Source organism: Kocuria sp. UCD-OTCP (assembly GCF_000349605.1).
Lineage (GTDB): Bacteria > Actinomycetota > Actinomycetes > Actinomycetales > Micrococcaceae > Kocuria > Kocuria rosea.
Genome location: NZ_AOSQ01000039.1, coordinates 1 through 14973, shown reverse-complemented (window position 1 = coordinate 14973; position 14973 = coordinate 1). Strand labels below are relative to the sequence as shown.

14 protein-coding genes and 1 pseudogene are annotated in these 14973 nt (G+C 73.7%); 4 read left to right on the top strand and 11 right to left on the bottom strand.

From position 1 onward, the window contains the following. Position 1: 1 nt before the first annotated feature. The 8 genes from asd to H488_RS31685 form a co-directional block, all read right to left on the bottom strand. A complete protein-coding gene (gene asd, locus H488_RS31720; protein ID WP_031283394.1) occupies positions 2-1144 on the bottom strand; it encodes an aspartate-semialdehyde dehydrogenase in 1143 nt (380 codons plus the stop codon). A gap of 10 nt (positions 1145-1154) precedes the next feature. Continuing rightward, positions 1155-1547, bottom strand: a complete 393-nt coding sequence (locus H488_RS31715) for a GNAT family N-acetyltransferase (protein WP_017834244.1) — start codon at positions 1545-1547, stop codon at positions 1155-1157. Positions 1548-1573: 26 nt separating this feature from the next. Then, complete coding sequence (locus tag H488_RS31710) at positions 1574-2173, bottom strand: dihydrofolate reductase (RefSeq protein ID WP_017834243.1); 600 nt, start codon at positions 2171-2173, stop codon at positions 1574-1576. Then, positions 2170-3012, bottom strand: a complete 843-nt coding sequence (locus tag H488_RS31705; RefSeq protein WP_017834242.1) for a thymidylate synthase — start codon at positions 3010-3012, stop codon at positions 2170-2172. Before H488_RS31705 ends, H488_RS31710 begins: the two co-directional genes overlap by 4 nt. Positions 3013-3141: 129 nt before the next feature. Next, complete coding sequence (locus H488_RS31700) at positions 3142-4167, bottom strand: NUDIX hydrolase (protein WP_017834241.1); 1026 nt, start codon at positions 4165-4167, stop codon at positions 3142-3144. Positions 4168-4275: 108 nt separating this feature from the next. Next, a complete protein-coding gene (locus H488_RS31695; protein WP_017834240.1) occupies positions 4276-6555 on the bottom strand; it encodes an RNA degradosome polyphosphate kinase in 2280 nt (759 codons plus the stop codon). Between the two features lie 61 nt (positions 6556-6616). Next, complete coding sequence (gene mshD, locus H488_RS31690; RefSeq protein WP_017834239.1) at positions 6617-7549, bottom strand: mycothiol synthase; 933 nt, start codon at positions 7547-7549, stop codon at positions 6617-6619. 51 nt (positions 7550-7600) lie between these two features. Then, a complete protein-coding gene (locus H488_RS31685) occupies positions 7601-8284 on the bottom strand; it encodes a response regulator transcription factor (protein ID WP_017834238.1) in 684 nt (227 codons plus the stop codon). Between the two features lie 242 nt (positions 8285-8526). On the opposite strand from H488_RS31685, the gene H488_RS31680 reads away from it, so the two are divergent. The 3 genes from H488_RS31680 to ygfZ all read left to right on the top strand — a co-directional run bounded on the left by H488_RS31680 (position 8527) and on the right by ygfZ (position 10942). Beyond that, the gene (locus tag H488_RS31680; RefSeq protein WP_031283389.1) at positions 8527-9132 is read left to right on the top strand and encodes a hypothetical protein; all 606 of its coding nucleotides are present in this window, start codon (positions 8527-8529) and stop codon (positions 9130-9132) included. A gap of 116 nt (positions 9133-9248) precedes the next feature. Next, entirely contained in the window at positions 9249-9848 is a 600-nt protein-coding gene (locus tag H488_RS31675) for an FABP family protein (RefSeq protein WP_017834235.1), read from the top strand. Between the two features lie 5 nt (positions 9849-9853). Then, positions 9854-10942, top strand: a complete 1089-nt coding sequence (gene ygfZ, locus H488_RS31670) for a CAF17-like 4Fe-4S cluster assembly/insertion protein YgfZ (protein WP_017834234.1) — start codon at positions 9854-9856, stop codon at positions 10940-10942. A 95-nt stretch (positions 10943-11037) separates the two neighbouring features. Here ygfZ and H488_RS31665 read toward each other — a convergent pair whose 3' ends face one another. Then, positions 11038-12069 carry a 6-phosphofructokinase gene (locus H488_RS31665; protein ID WP_017834233.1) on the bottom strand — a complete coding sequence of 344 codons (1032 nt, stop codon included), beginning with the start codon at positions 12067-12069 and terminating at the stop codon, positions 11038-11040. Positions 12070-12258: 189 nt separating this feature from the next. Here H488_RS31665 and ppk2 point away from each other — a divergent pair. Then, positions 12259-13232 (top strand): annotated as a pseudogene (gene ppk2 / locus H488_RS31660) (polyphosphate kinase 2). A gap of 84 nt (positions 13233-13316) precedes the next feature. On the opposite strand, the gene H488_RS31655 reads toward ppk2, so the two are convergent. Both H488_RS31655 and H488_RS31650 read right to left on the bottom strand, forming a co-directional pair. Then, positions 13317-13664 carry a hypothetical protein gene (locus H488_RS31655; protein ID WP_017834232.1) on the bottom strand — a complete coding sequence of 116 codons (348 nt, stop codon included), beginning with the start codon at positions 13662-13664 and terminating at the stop codon, positions 13317-13319. Then, positions 13661-14866 carry a pyridoxal phosphate-dependent aminotransferase gene (locus H488_RS31650; protein ID WP_017834231.1) on the bottom strand — a complete coding sequence of 402 codons (1206 nt, stop codon included), beginning with the start codon at positions 14864-14866 and terminating at the stop codon, positions 13661-13663. Before H488_RS31650 ends, H488_RS31655 begins: the two co-directional genes overlap by 4 nt. Positions 14867-14973: the final 107 nt, after the last annotated feature.

Sequence of the window (14973 nt, the reverse complement as noted above, 5' to 3'; positions counted from 1 at the left end):
GCTACAGGGTGCCGGTGGCGATGCGCAGCATGCGGCGCAGCGGCTCGGCCGCGCCCCACAGCAGCTGGTCGCCGATCGTGAAGGCGCTGATGTAGCCCGGCCCCATGGCGAGCTTGCGGATCCGGCCCACGGGGATGTCCAGGGTGCCGGAGGTCGCCACGGGGGTGAGGTCCCGCATCGAGTCCTCCTTGGTGTTGGGCACCACGGTGGCCCACTCGTTGTCGGCGTCGACGATCCGCTCGATCTCGTCCACGGGCAGGTCCTCCCGCAGCTTGATCGTGAGGGCCTGGGAGTGCGAGCGCATCGTGGCGATCCGCACGCACAGCCCGTCCATGGGCACCCAGTCCTGGGCGTACCGGTCCGTGCGGCCGAGGATCTTGTTGGTCTCGGCCGCGGACTTCCACTCCTCGCGGGACTGTCCGTTGCCGAGGTCGGCGTCGATCCAGGGGATGAGGGAGCCGGACAGGGGCGCGCCGAACATCGAGGTGTCGAGGGCGTCGCCGCGCTGGGCGGCGAGCACCTTGCGGTCGATGTCCAGGATCGCCGAGGCGGGATCGGCCAGCTCGTCCGCGACGACGCCGTGGAGGGCGCCGAACTGCGCCAGCACCTCGCGCATGTGCCGGGCCCCGCCGCCGGAGGCGGCCTGGTAGGTCATCGACGTGGCCCACTCCACGAGGTCGTTGCGGAACAGCCCGCCGAGACCCACGAGCAGGCAGGAGACCGTGCAGTTGCCGCCCACGAAGTCCTTGACGCCGCTCGCGAGACCGCGGTCGATGACGTCCCGGTTGACGGGGTCCAGGACGATGATCGCGTCGTCGTTCATCCGCAGGGTCGACGCCGCGTCGATCCACAGACCGTCCCAGCCGGCGGCGCGCAACCTCCCGTGCACGTCCTTGGTGTAGTCCCCGCCCTGGGCGGTGACGACGATCGGGAGCTTCGCCAGGGTCTCGAGGTCGTAGGCGTCCTGCAGCGTGCCGGCGTCCCCGGCGAAGGACGGGGCGGGCCGGCCGGCGCTGGAGGTGGAGAAGAACACCGGGGTGATGCCCCCGAAGTCCCCCTCCTCCTGCATGCGCTGCATGAGCACGGAACCCACCATGCCCCGCCAGCCGACGAACCCTACCGAATCACCAGAGCTAAAAGTCATGGCCCCCAGTCTAGTGGGCGCGGTGCAGGGCCCAGCGCCGGCGCTTCTCCTTCACCTTCTGCGCCGGCGGGAGCTCGAGGCCGGGCACCACCAGGTCCCCGTACTGCGGGAAGCGGTGGAGGTAGTCCTGGACGTAGGTGCACGTGGGGCGCACCGCGACGCCCTGCTCCCGGAAGCCGTCCAGCAGGAGCGTGACGAGGGTGCGCGCGTAGCCCTGCCGGCCGAACTGCTCGCCGATGATGGTGTGCTGGAGCTCGACCGTGCCGTCCTCGTGGTCCTGGAAGCCCTCGAAGCCGATGAACTGCTCCCCCCGCCACAGCTCATAGCGGTCGAGGTCCGTGTTCTTCACGACGCGCAGCTGCTCGTCGTCCCGGATCGCGGGGTCGGGGTGCCGGTCGGTCACGGTGTTCCTCCTGGTCGTGGTGCAGCTCACGCTACCGGAGCCGCCGGGCTACCGGAACCGGGCGTCCCTCCGCCCGGTCCCCGCCGGCCGCGCGTGCGCCGCTCGATCCGGTAGCCCAGGCCCGTGCGGGACACCGACGGGCCGAGGACCGGCTCCGTGGCCCACCCGTCGTCGAGCACCGGGGCGTGTGTGTCCCCGTCCGCGTCGAGGTCGATGACGGTCACGAGCGCCTCCGTCACGGGGTGCTCGGCGTCGGCCAGGGCCTGCCGGTAGACCTCGCCGCCGCCGATCACCCAGATGCGCTCCGCGCCGGGGCTCGTCCGGGCCAGGCGCACGGCCTCGGCGTACGAGGGTGCCGTCAGTACCGCGCCGGGATCCTCGCCCCGGGCCACCCGGCCGGGGGAGGAGGTGATGACGATGTTGGTCCGTCCGGGCAGGGGCCGGAAGCGCTCCGGGAAGGACTCCCACGTGCGCCGGCCCATGATCACGGGGTGGCCGGTCGTCGTGCGCCGGAAGAACGCCATGTCCTCCGGCAGCGACCAGGGCATCGCCCCGGCGCGGCCGATGACGCCGTCGGCGGTCTGCGCCCAGATCGCCCCGATCGCCCCGGTCGTCCCGGCGGTCATACGGCCACCGGGGCCTTGATCGCGGGGTGGTGGCGGTAGTCGAGGACCTCGAAGTCCTCGAGCTCGTAGTCGAAGACGGTGGCGGGCCGCCGGGCGAGCCGCAGCTGCGGATAGGGGTAGGGGTCCCGGGAGAGCTGCTCGCGGACCTGCGCCACGTGGTTGTCGTAGACGTGGCAGTCCCCGCCGGTCCAGACGAACTCCCCGGGCTCCAGGCCGGTCTGCTGGGCGATCATGACGGTGAGCAGCGCGTAGGAGGCGATGTTGAAGGGCACGCCCAGGAACATGTCCGCGGAGCGCTGGTAGAGCTGGCAGGACAGCCGCCCCGGCCCGTCCTTCCGGGGCTCGACGTAGAACTGGAACAGGGCGTGGCACGGCGGCAGGGCCATCTCGTCCACCTCGGCGGGGTTCCACGCGGTCACCACGTGGCGCCGGGAGTCGGGGTTCGTGCGGATCTGCTCCACGACCTTGGCGATCTGGTCGATCGACCCGCCGCCGGGGGTGGGCCAGGACCTCCACTGCACGCCGTAGACGGGTCCGAGCTCCCCGTCCCGGTCCGCCCACTCGTCCCAGATGGTCACACCGCGCTCCTGCAGCCACCGCACGTTCGAGTCCCCGCGCAGGAACCACAGCAGCTCGAGGGCCACCGACCGGAAGTGCACCCGCTTGGTGGTCAGCAGCGGGAAGGACTCCGCCAGGTCGAAGCGGATCTGGCGCCCGAAGACGCTGCGCGTCCCGGTGCCCGTGCGGTCGGACTTGTGCACCCCCTGCTCCAGGACCTCGCGCAGGAGGTCCTCGTAGGGCGTCGGCACCGGGGCGGGCACGGGGTCGGGGGCGGTCATGCGGGTCTCCTCGGGGGAAGTCGGGGCGGGCCGGGCGGTCCGTGGCGGGTGGCTCGTGGCGGGTGGTGCGCTGCGGTCCCGGCGGTTGCGGGACGGTGCGCCGCGGGTCCTGCGGCGCCGGGCCGGGGGTCAGTCGTCGAAGGGCTTCACGAGCTCCACGGAGACCACCCGCCGGCGGTGCCGGCGGGAGACCTGCAGCACGATCATCTCGCCGGGGGAGAGGTACGGGTCCTTGGCCGGCAGCTGCGCGGCGAGCTCTGGGCTCGCGTGCCGGGCGATGACCTTGAGGACCGTGGGCAGCACCGGGCGGTGCGTGCACAGCGCCACCGGCGTGTCCTTGTCGAACATGGTCTGGGCCACGGCGGCCGCCTTCTTGGGGTGGCGCTTGTGCGAGGCCTCCGTGAGCTGCGGGCGCTCCCGCACGGAGACCCCGGCCTTGCGCGCGTACGGCACCACGGTGGACAGGCAGCGCAGCCAGGGGGAAGTGAGGACCCGCTCGGGGGACCACGCCCGGAGCAGCCGGGTCACGGCGAGGGCCTGGCGCTTGCCGGTCGCGGCCAGCGGCCGGTCGCCCTCGGCCCGGGACCAGGCCGAGCGCGGCTTCGCCTTGGCGTGGCGCACCACGATCGCCGGGCGCGTGGCGAGGTCCCCGCGCTCGTGCAGGTCCACCAGGGCCGCCAGCGGCTCCCGGTCGGAGGGGTTGGTCAGCATCCGGTGCGCGTCCTCGGGCGAGACCCAGCGGACGGCGTCCACCTCCTTGCCATCGGGCTCGGGCCGTGCGCCGGGGCCGAACTCCGCGGCCCAGTAGTGCACGTCCTTGCACCCGTCCTTGACGTCGTAGCGGATCGTGGGCAGGGGCACGCCCAGGCGCGGCAGCAGGCCGATCTCCTCGCTGACCTCCCGGTGGGCGGTCTCGGGCAGCGTCTCGCCGTCGTCCTGCTTGCCCTTGGGGAAGGACCAGTCGTCGTAGCGCGGCCGATGGATGACCAGCACCTCGAGCCCGCCGCCCGTCCGGCGCCAGCACAGGCACCCGGCCGCGAGCACGTCGGCGGGCCGCCCGCTCCCGGCCGCGCCGCTCGTGCCGGTCCTGCCGCCCGCCCGGCCGGGGCTCTCGGCCGGGCGCTGCTCGGTGGTCTTCTCTGCGGTCCTGGGCATGGCCCCTCTTTCGTCCCCTGTCCGTGGTGCACGGGCGTGCCGGGGCCCGCGGTCCGGACCGTCGGGCGGCACCCCCACGATGCTACCGCTGACCCGTTCCACCGCCGACTAGATCGTCGGCCGGCCGAGGGCCCGGCTGCGCAGCAGGTGCTCCTGGACGTCCACGAGCGGGTTCCCCTCGGCGTCCCGGTGGTGGCGGGTCCACACGCCCTCGGCGTCCAGGTGCCAGCTGGCCGTGGCGTCCGAGACGTAGCGGGCGAGCAGCCGCACGAGCGCGGCCGCCTGCTGGGGGTCCGTGATCCGCACCAGGGTCTCCACCCGGCGGTCGAGGTTGCGGTGCATCATGTCCGCCGAGCCGATGTAGACGAGGGGATCGCCGGCGTTGCAGAACGCGAAGACCCGGGAGTGCTCCAGGAACCGGCCCAGCACCGAGCGGACCCGGATGTTCTCGCTCAGCCCCGGCACCCCGGGGCGCAGGGCGCAGATCCCGCGGACCACCACGTCCACGGGCACCCCGGCCTGCGAGGCCCGGTAGAGGGCGTCGATCACGGCCTCGTCCACGATCGAGTTGCACTTGACCTGGATCCGGGCCGGGCGGCCGGCCCGGTGGTGGCGGATCTCGGCCTCCACGAGGTCGACGAGCCCGGAGCGCACGGAGCGGGGCGCCACGAGCAGGCGCTGGAAGGTGGTCTTGGGCGCGTAGCCGGAGAGCTGGTTGAAGAGCCGGGAGACGTCCTCCCCGACCTCCGGGTCGCACGTGAGCAGCCCCAGGTCCTCGTAGAAGCGCGCGGTGGAGGGATGGTAGTTGCCGGTGCCGATGTGCACGTACCGGCGCAGCCCGTGCTCCTCCTGGCGGACCACGAGGGAGAGCTTGCAGTGGGTCTTCAGCCCCACGATGCCGTAGACCACGTGCACCCCGGCCTGCTCGAGCTTGCGGGCCCAGGAGATGTTGGCCTGCTCGTCGAAGCGGGCCTTGATCTCCACCAGCGCCAGCACCTGCTTGCCGGCCTCGGCGGCGTCGATGAGTGCGTCCACGATGGGGGAGTCGCCCGAGGTCCGGTACAGGGTCTGCTTGATGGCCTGGACCTTCGGGTCCGCGGCGGCCTGCTCCAGGAAGGCCTGGACGCTCGTGGCGAACGAGTCGTAGGGGTGGTGCAGCAGCACGTCCCGGGCCCGGGTCGCGGCGAAGACGTCCGCCGCCTTGGCGGTCTCCGCGGCGTTGAGGTAGCGGGAGGTGTGGGCCACGTGGCGGGCGTAGTGCAGCTCCGGGCGGTCGATGCCGGCGATGACCCCCAGCCCGCGCAGGTCCAGCGGGGCGGGCAGCCGGTAGATCTCGGACTCGTCGATGCCCAGCTCGGAGACGAGCAGCTCGAGCACCTCCGTGCTGATGCTGTCCGTGACCTCCAGGCGCACCGCGGGACCGAAGCGGCGGCGCAGCAGCTCCTTCTCCAGGGCCTGCAGGAGGTTCTCGGCGTCGTCCTCCTCGACCTCCAGGTCCTCGTTGCGGGTCACGCGGAACACCTGGTGCTCCTCGACCTCCATCCCGGGGAACAGGTCGTCCAGGTGCTGGGCGATGACGTCCTCGAGCGGGATGAACCGGGCCTGGCCGTTCGGCAGGCGCGAGGCCCGGGACCCGTCCACCGACAGCAGCCGGGGCAGCTGGTCCGGGACCTTCACGCGGGCGAACAGCCGCTTGCCCGACTGCGGGTTGCGGACCATCACGGCCAGGTTGAGGCTCAGCCCGGAGATGTAGGGGAACGGGTGGGCCGGGTCCACGGCCAGCGGCGTGAGGATGGGGAACACCTGCCGGTGGAAGTCCCCGGTGAGCCGCTCCCGGGTGGCGGCGTCCAGGTCCTCCCAGCCGACCAGGTGGATGTTCTGCCGGGTCAGCTCGGGCCGCACCAGGTCGTGGAAGGCCCGCGCGTGCCGCTCCTGCAGCTCGTGGGCGCGCGCGGCGATGGTGGCCATCTGCTCCGCGGGGGAGTGCCCGGAGGCGGCCGGCCGGGCGATGCCCGTGGCGATGCGCCGCTTGAGCCCGGCCACCCGGACCATGAAGAACTCGTCCAGGTTGGAGGCCACGATGGACAGGAAGTGCACCCGCTCCAGGAGGAAGAGGTCCGGGTCCTCCGCGAGCTCCAGGACCCGGGAGTTGAACGCCACCCAGCTGGCCTCGCGGTCCAGGAAGCGCTCGGGCCCGTGCCGGCCCTCCAGCACCTGCCGGGCCGCGGGCACGGGGTCGTCGATCCGGTCCCGGTCCCCGTGGCTCCGGGCGGAGTCGGGGAGCTCGTCGGGGCCCCCGGGGGGTGCGGTGCCGGACCCGGCGGCCGGGGCCCCGGGGGCGCTCGGGGCCGGCGCGGACTGCGGGCTGTCCTGCTGGTGGGTGGTCATCACGGTCCTGTCTCGTCGTGCCCGCCCCGGCGGTCCGGGCGCGGGAGGATCGGGTGGCGAGTCAGCCGGGGAGGGTGCCGGCGTACATCACGTCGAGGTGCCAGGGCCGGAACCCCAGCGCCTCGTACAGCCGCATCGCGGCGGCGTTGTCCCCGTCCACGTAGAGCATGACCTCGTCGAGCCCCTGCCGGGCGAGGTGGTTGACGCCGGCGGCGGTCAGCGCCCGGCCCAGCCCCGTGCCCTGGTGCCCGGGGGCCACGCCCACGGCGTACACCTCGCCGAGGGGACCGCGCTCGGCGTCGGCGGCGTGGACCTTGGTCCAGTGGAAGCCGGCCACGGTCCCGGGCTCGTCCTCCCGGACGGCGAGCAGGAAGCCGGCGGCGTCGAACCACGGCTCGGCCTCCCGCTGCCGGAGGTCGTCGAGGGTCATCCTGCCCTGCTCCGGGTGCTCGGCGAAGGCGGCCGCGTTGACCCGCAGCCACTCCTGCTCGTCGCGGCCGGGCTCGAACGCCCGCAGGCGGAAGCCCTCGGGCATCGCCTCCGGGAGGGGCAGGTCCGCCGCGCCGCGCAGGGGGCGCAGCAGCCGATGCAGGTCCCGCACGGGGGCCAGGCCGTGCCGGGCGGCGAGCGCGGCGGCGGCGGGGTGCCCGCCGTGCGCCCAGGCGCGCACCGTGCCGGTGGTCCCGGCGGCCACGGCGCCGGCCAGCGCCGCGCCGATCCCGGCGCCGCGGTGGGAGGGGCCGACCACGAGCTCCACGAGGTGGGCGCCGTCGGGCTCGGGCACGCGCACGGCGGCGCCGAGGAGCTCCCCCTCGCGCGAGCGCGCCAGGACGGTGCGGACCCGGCCGTCGCGCGCCGAGCGCAGGTCCACCAGGGTCTGGTCGGAGAACGGCGGGTCGCCGTCCGCGGCCGCGGCGCGGGACGCGAGCGCCACGATCTCCTCGGCCGGCGGGACGTCCGGGCGGTCGAGGTCGTACGGCACGGAACGGGACATGGGGACCTCCTGCGGAACGGGATGGGGCGCACGGACCGGGTCGGGAGGTGCTCAGCCCTCCCGGGCCCGCGTCGTGGCGAAGCTGTAGCCCACGTTACGCACCGTGGTGATCAGGTGCTCGTGGTCCGCACCCAGCTTGGCGCGCAGGCGCCGCACGTGCACGTCCACGGTGCGGGTGCCGCCGTAGTAGTCGTAGCCCCAGACCTCGCTGAGCAGCTGGGCGCGGGTGAAGACCCGCCCCGAGTGCTGGGCCAGGTACTTCAGCAGCTCGAACTCCTTGTAGGTGAGGTTCAGGGGCTGGCCGTTGACGTGCGCGGAGTAGGCGGCGTCGTCGATGACCACGGAGCCCGCGCGGATGCGGGTGTCGTCCTCGGGGACCTCGGCCGTGCGGGAGGAGGCCAGGCGCAGCCGCGCCTCGACCTCCGCGGGGCCGGCGGTGTCGAGCACGACGTCGTCGACCATCCAGTTCGCGGCCACGGCCGCCATCCCGCCCTCGGTGAGAACCATCAGCAGCGGCGCGGCCAGACCCTTGGCGGTGAGCAGCTGCGCGAGGTTGCGGGCGGTGATCAGGTCGGTGCGCCCGTCCAGCAGGACCACGTCCGGGGACCGGCCGTCGAGGCTGCCGGACACGGTCCGCGTCGGGGCGACCGAGACCTTGTGGTTGAGCAGGTCGAGGGCCGGGAGCACCGATGCCGAAGGTCCGTCCGCGTCGGTCAGCATCAGGATCTGGAACACTCGTGCTTCTCCACTCTGGCGTACGGACTGAGCTGTCAGTATAGGTCCGGGCGGGCGACCGGCTCCGCGACCCCGCCGGTCCGGAGCGTCCCGCGGCCCGTGCCCGCCTGCACCCCGCGCCCGGTTCCCGGTCCTGCACCCGGTCCCGGCGCTCCGCCCGCGCCCCGCGGCGAGCCGCTATCGTTGCTCGTGTCCGCCCGGGCGCAGGTCCCGACCCCCGACAGTGCAGGAACCCGATCACCATGAGATACGCCATGATCGCCGCGTGCAGCGTGGCCGTGCTGGTGGCGGCCCTCGTGGCGGTCGCGGTCGCCGGGCCCGCGCCGCTGGTGCTGGCGCTGGGCATGTCCGTGGTCATCGGCTTCGGCTGGCCGGCGGCCACCGGCATCGCGGCGAGGCACCGCCACAACGTGATCATGACCGCCGCCGGCGTCGCCGCGGCCCTGCTCGTGCAGTTCCTGCCCGGCCAGCAGCTCGTGTGGCTGCCCGCCGTCGTCGGCGTGGCCCTCATGACGGTGTTCGCGGCGGAGCTGGTGCGCGGCGAGGGCGCCGAGCACCGGCTCGAGTCCGCGATCGCCTCCACGGCGGGCGTGCTGGCGGCGGTCAGCTCCTCCGGCTGGATCGCCCTGGCCGGCGACTACCGGGCCACGGGCCCGGACCCCGCCCTGCTCGTGGTGGTCGGCGCCGTCCTGGCCGCGCTGGTGGCCCTCGTGGGCGGGCGCGTCATCGCGGCGGCCCCGAAGAGCTCGCCCAAGCGGGGCGTCGTGGCCCTCGGCGTGACCCCCGTGGCGTTCCTCGGGGTGGGGGCCGTGTTCACTGCCCGGCTGGTGAGCACCGTGGTAGTTTAGGGCCATGCTTGCACTCGAAATCTTCTACCTCGCCCTGCTCGGCATCTCTGGCCTGTTCATCGCCGGGATCTCCCTGAAGGTGGTCCTCGGACTGTTCAAGGGACAGCACTAGTCCCGTGCCGATCGAGATCCCTTCGGATCTGCTGCCCGAGCTCGTCCCCTTCGCCTGGCTGCTGGGCACCTGGGAGGGCGACGGCTTCATGGGCTACGGCGAGGTCGAGCAGCGGCCGTTCCGGCAGCGCGTGACCTTCGAGCAGAACGGGCTGCCGTTCCTCGACTACCGGGCGCAGACCACACTCCTCGACGACGAGGGGCAGCCGATGCGCCCGGCCACCGTGGAACAGGGCTTCTGGCAGCTCGACCGCACCCTCGAGGACGGCGACGTGGGCCCCGGGATGCTCCCGCCGGACCTCGTGCCCGTGCTCCAGGGCGCCGAGGACGTGGAGCGGATGCGCAACGCGGACGGCGGCTTCGACGTCCTCGTGACCCTGACCCACCCCGGCGGCGTCGCCGAGCTCTACGCCGGGCAGATCAAGGGCCCGCGGATCGACCTCGCCACCGACGCCGTGATCCGCGCCCGCGGGGCCAAGGAGTACAGCTCCTCGACCCGCATGTACGGCCTGGTCCACGGCGACCTGTTCTGGGCCTGGGACATGGCCGCGCTCGGCGAGCCCCTGACCACCCACGCCTCCGCGCAGCTGCGGAAGATCGGCTGAGTTCCGTGACCGAGCACCGTTCCCCCCTGCTCCACCGGCCGGGCGCCGTCGAGGCCGAGGGCCTGGACCGCGGGGTGGCCGCCCACTACGGCGACCCGCTGCGCGAGCAGCGCTCCCTCGTGCGCACCCCCGGCACCGTGGTGGACCTCTCCCACAAGGGCGTCGTGACCGTCACCGGGCCCGACCGGCTCAGCTGGCTCACCACCCTCTCCTCCCAGGTGCTCACCGGGCTCGAGCCCGGGCGCAGCACCGAGACCCTCTTCCTGTCCGTGCAGGGGCGGATCGAGCACGCCCCCCACGTGGTGGACGACGGCACCAGCACCTGGCTGATCACCGAGGCCGACGAGACCGCGGCCCTGGTGGCGTGGCTCGAGCGCATGCGCTTCGCGCTGCGCGTCGAGATCGAGGACCGCACCGGGCAGTGGGCCGTGCTCGGCGCCACGGGCCCCGTGCCCGGCCTGCCCGCCACGGTCGTGTGGCGGGACCCCTGGCCCCACGTCGCCCCCGGCGGGTGGAGCTACGCCGTCCTCGACGGGCCCCACCCCGGCGAGGAGCGCACCTGGTGGGAGCACCTCGTGCCCCGCGACGAGCTCGACGCCCTGACCCTCGACCTCCCCCTCGCCGGCGCGTGGGCCGCCGAGGCGCTGCGGATCGCCGCGTGGCGCCCCCGCCTGGGCGCCGAGACGGACGAACGGACGATCCCGCACGAGCTCGACCTCCTGCGCACCGCCGTGCACCTGGCCAAGGGCTGCTACAAGGGCCAGGAGACCGTCGCACGGGTGCACAACCTCGGGCACCCGCCCCGCCGGCTGGTGCTGCTCGACCTCGACGGGTCGGAGCACACGCTGCCCGCCGCCGGGGCCGAGGTGGTCGCGGGGGAGCGCACGGTGGGGCGCGTCACCTCCGTGCAGCTCCACCACGAGCAGGGTCCCATCGCCCTGGCCGTGCTCAAGCGCACCGTCGATCCCGCCGCCGAGCTCGTCGTCACCGACGGCGAGCAGCGGTGGGCCGCGGCGCAGCAGGTCGTCGTGCCGCCGGACGCCGGGCAGGTGGTCGGCCGGCAGACGGGCTTCCTCCGCGGGCCCCGCCCCTGACCTCGCCGGACCCCGGGACTCCCGTCACCGACGTCCGCCCCGGGCCCCGGGCGGCGCGGACCCGCAGGCCTGACCGACCGGGGCCGCCGCCCGCCTCAGCGGCCGAAGAGGACGCGGGCCTCGTCCCAGCGGTCCTGGGGAACGGTCTTGAGCCCCTCGAGGGCCTCGGCGAAGTCGACGCGGACCATGTCGGTGCCGCGGATGGCGACCATCCGCCCCCACTGCTTCTCGTGCACGAGGTCGACCACGGACATCCCGAAGCGGGTGGCGAGCACGCGGTCGAAGCCCGTGGGGGCGCCCCCGCGCTGGATGTGCCCGAGCGTGGTGTTGCGGGTCTCGATGCCGGTGAGGCGCTCGATCTCCTGCGTGACGTACTCCCCGATCCCGCCCAGGCGCGGACGGCCGTCGGCCTCGGTGCCCTTCCCAGCGAGCACGTCCTCCCGGTCCTCGGGGATGAACCCCTCCGCGACGACCACCAGCGGGGAGCGGCCGCGGTCGTAGACCTCCTGCACCCACGCGCAGACCTGGTCCATGGAGACCTTCTGCTCCGGGATCAGCACCGCGTGCGCGCCGGCGGACATGCCCGAGTGCAGCGCGATCCACCCGACGTGGCGGCCCATGACCTCGGCGACCATGCACCGGTGGTGGGACTCCCCGGTGGTGCGCAGCCGGTCCATGGCGTCGGTGGCGATGGACACGGCCGTGTCGAAGCCGAAGGTGTAGTCCGTGGCCTGCAGGTCGTTGTCGATGGTCTTGGGCACCCCCACCACGGGTAACCCGGCGTCGGCCAGGCGCTTGGCGCCGGCCAGGGTGCCCTCCCCGCCGATGGCCACGATCGCGTCCACCGCGTGGCGCTCGAGCATCACCCCGATGTTCTCCGGCCCGCCTCCGGGCCCGGAGTAGGGGTTCGTGCGGGAGGTGCCGAGGATGGTCCCGCCCTCCCGGGCGAGGCCGCGGACCCGGGTGCGGGGCAGGTCCATGATGTCGCCCTCGAGCACCCCGCGCCAGCCGTCGCGGAAGCCCACGAACTCGTGGCCGTAGGTCTTGATCCCGTGCAGCACGGCGCCGCGGATCACCGCGTTGAGTCCGGGGCAGTCCCCGCCGCTGGTCAGCAGTCCGATCTTCATCCGTACAGTCTCCTCCGGGTGGGCGGGGCGTGCGTGGCGGCCGGACGTGCGCCGGCACGCCCAGTCTAGTGAGTCCGGGCCCGGGCGGCAGGGCCGGGCCCGGCCGTGTTGACCCCCGGCGCCGCCCGCCGGCCTGCGGCCTAGACTTCCGGGAAGAGGGCCCCGACGGGCCCGGAAGGAGGGGTGGCGTTGAACACGGACAAGGAACCGGCCCGGGAGAACCTGCGGGAGTTCATCGACAAGCTGGTCGACCAGGGGTACACGGTGCGGGACGGGCAGTCCCCGGACCCGGATCTCATCGATCCCGGGGGATCGGCCGTGGAGACCTGGCGGGAGGACTACCCGTACGACGAGCGGCTGTCGCGCGAGGAGTACGAGCTCGAGAAGTACCAGCTACAGATCGAGCTGCTGAAGTTCCAGTACTGGGGCCAGGACCACGACCTCCAGCACGTCATCGTGTTCGAGGGCCGGGACGCCGCCGGCAANGGGGCCAGGACCACGACCTCCAGCACGTCATCGTGTTCGAGGGCCGGGACGCCGCCGGCAAGGGCGGGACGATCAAGCGGTTCACCGAGCACCTCAACCCGCGCGCCGCCCGGGTGGTGGCCCTGACGAAGCCCTCGGACCGGGAGCGGGGCCAGTGGTACTTCCAGCGCTACATCCAGCACCTGCCCACGGCGGGGGAGATCGTGATGTTCGACCGCTCCTGGTACAACCGCGCCAACGTCGAGCGCGTCATGGGCTTCTGCACGGACCCGCAGTACGAGCAGTTCATGGCCCAGGCGCCCGTCTTCGAGAAGATGCTCGTGGACTCCGGCATCCACCTCACCAAGTTCTGGTTCTCCGTGACCCAGCACGAGCAGCGCACCCGGTTCGCGATCCGCCAGATCGACCCCGTGCGCCGGTGGAAGCTCTCGCCCATGGACCTGGCGTCCCTGGACCGGTGGGAGGACTACACCGAGGCGAAGGAGGAGATGTTCCTGCGTACGGACACCGACCACGCCCCGTGGATCACGGTGAAGTCCAACGACAAGAAGCGCGCCCGGCTCAACGCGATGCGCTTCTTCCTGGACCAGTTCGACTACGAGGACAAGGACCCGGACGTGGTCTATCCCCCCGACCCGCTGATCGTGCGCCGCGGCCTGGAGGCCGTCGGCGACTGAGGTGCGGCCCGGGGACGCGGGACGACGACGGCGCCGCCCGTCCCCTTCCGGGGGCGGGCGGCGCCGGTGCGCGGCGGTCGCGGCTCAGCGGCCGGGGCGGTCCACCAGGACGGTGTTGGCGGCGGCGTTGACGGCGGTCACGGCCAGGACCGACGGCCAGGCCCCGATCCGCCGGGCCAGCGGGTGGGAGAGCCCGAAGCCCAGGACGTAGAGCGCGCCGAGCGCCGCCGTGGTGCCCGGCCCGCCGCGGTGCCACCACGTGTGGGCGGCCGCCGCGCCGGCCGCGGCCAGCACCGCCCCGCCCAGGGGGCGGACGCCGGTCGCCCGGGCGGTGGCGTACCCGCCGATCAGCCCGGCGCTCACGAGCGCCGCCGCGGGCACCTGCTCCGCCGCGGCCACGGCGGTGTCCCGGGCGTCCGTCGCGGCGCTCACGCGGCGCCGCCCAGGTACTCCTGGAGCCGGCGCAGGCCCTCCGCGAGGTCGTCGTCGCCGAGGGCGTAGGACAGGCGCAGGAAGCCGGAGGGGCCGAACGCCTCGCCGGGCACCACGGCCACCTCCGCCTGCTCCAGGATCAGCTCGGCCAGCTCGGCGGAGGTCTGCGGCGTCGCGTCGCCGAAGCGCCGGCCGAGCAGGCCCCGCACGTCCGCGTAGGCGTAGAACGCGCCGGTCGGGGTGGGGCACTCCACGCCGTCGATGGCGTTGAGGGCCTCGACCATGACCCGGCGGCGGCGGTCGAAGGCCTCCCGCATCCGGTGGGCCTCGTCGAGCGGGCCGGACACGGCCGCCAGCGCGGCCCGCTGGGCCACGTTGTTGACGTTGGAGGTCAGGTGGGACTGCAGGTTCGTGGCCGCCTTGATGACGTCGGGGGCACCGATCATCCAGCCCACCCGCCAGCCGGTCATCGCGTACGTCTTGGCCACGCCGTTGAGGACGACCACGTTCTCGCCCAGCTCCGGCACGGCGGCGGCGATCGAGGTGAACGGCACGCCGTCGTAGGTGAGGTGCTGGTAGATCTCGTCGGTCAGCACGAAGATCCCCTTCTCCGCCGCCCAGCGGCCCACGGCCGCGGTCTCCTCGGGGGAGTACACGGCGCCCGTGGGGTTCGACGGCGAGCAGAACAGCAGGGCCTTGGTGCGCTCGGTCCACGCCGCCTCGAGCAGCTCGGGGGTGACCTTGTAGCCGAGCTCCGGCCCGGCGAAGACCTCGACCGGGTTGCCCCCGGCGAGCTTGATGGCCTCGGGGTAGGTGGTCCAGTACGGGGCGGGCAGCAGGACGTCGTCGCCCTCGTCCACGACCGTCGCGAAGGCCTGGAACACGGCCTGCTTGCCGCCGTTGGTGATGAGCACCTGGGAGGGCTCCACCGCGTAGCCGTCGTCCCGGGCGGTCTGCTCGGCCACCGCCCTGCGCAGCTCGGGCAGGCCCGCGGCCGGCGTGTACCGGAAATTCGCCGGGTCCTGCAGGGCGGCCGCGGCGGCGTCCACGATGTACTGGGGGGTCGGGAAGTCGGGCTCTCCGGCGCCGAAGCCGATCACGGGCCGGCCGGCGGCCTTGAGGGCCTTCGCCTTCGCGTCCACGGCGAGCGTCGCGGACTCTGCGATGGCGCCGACGCGCCGGGAGATGCGGGACGTGGTCATGACCGGGGGCCTCCTGGAGGGGAACGGGCGGTCTCCGCCGGGTGCGGGGACGGCGGTGCGGACGCCCCCATGCTACTCGGGCGTCCGCACCGCGGGCCCGGCGCCCC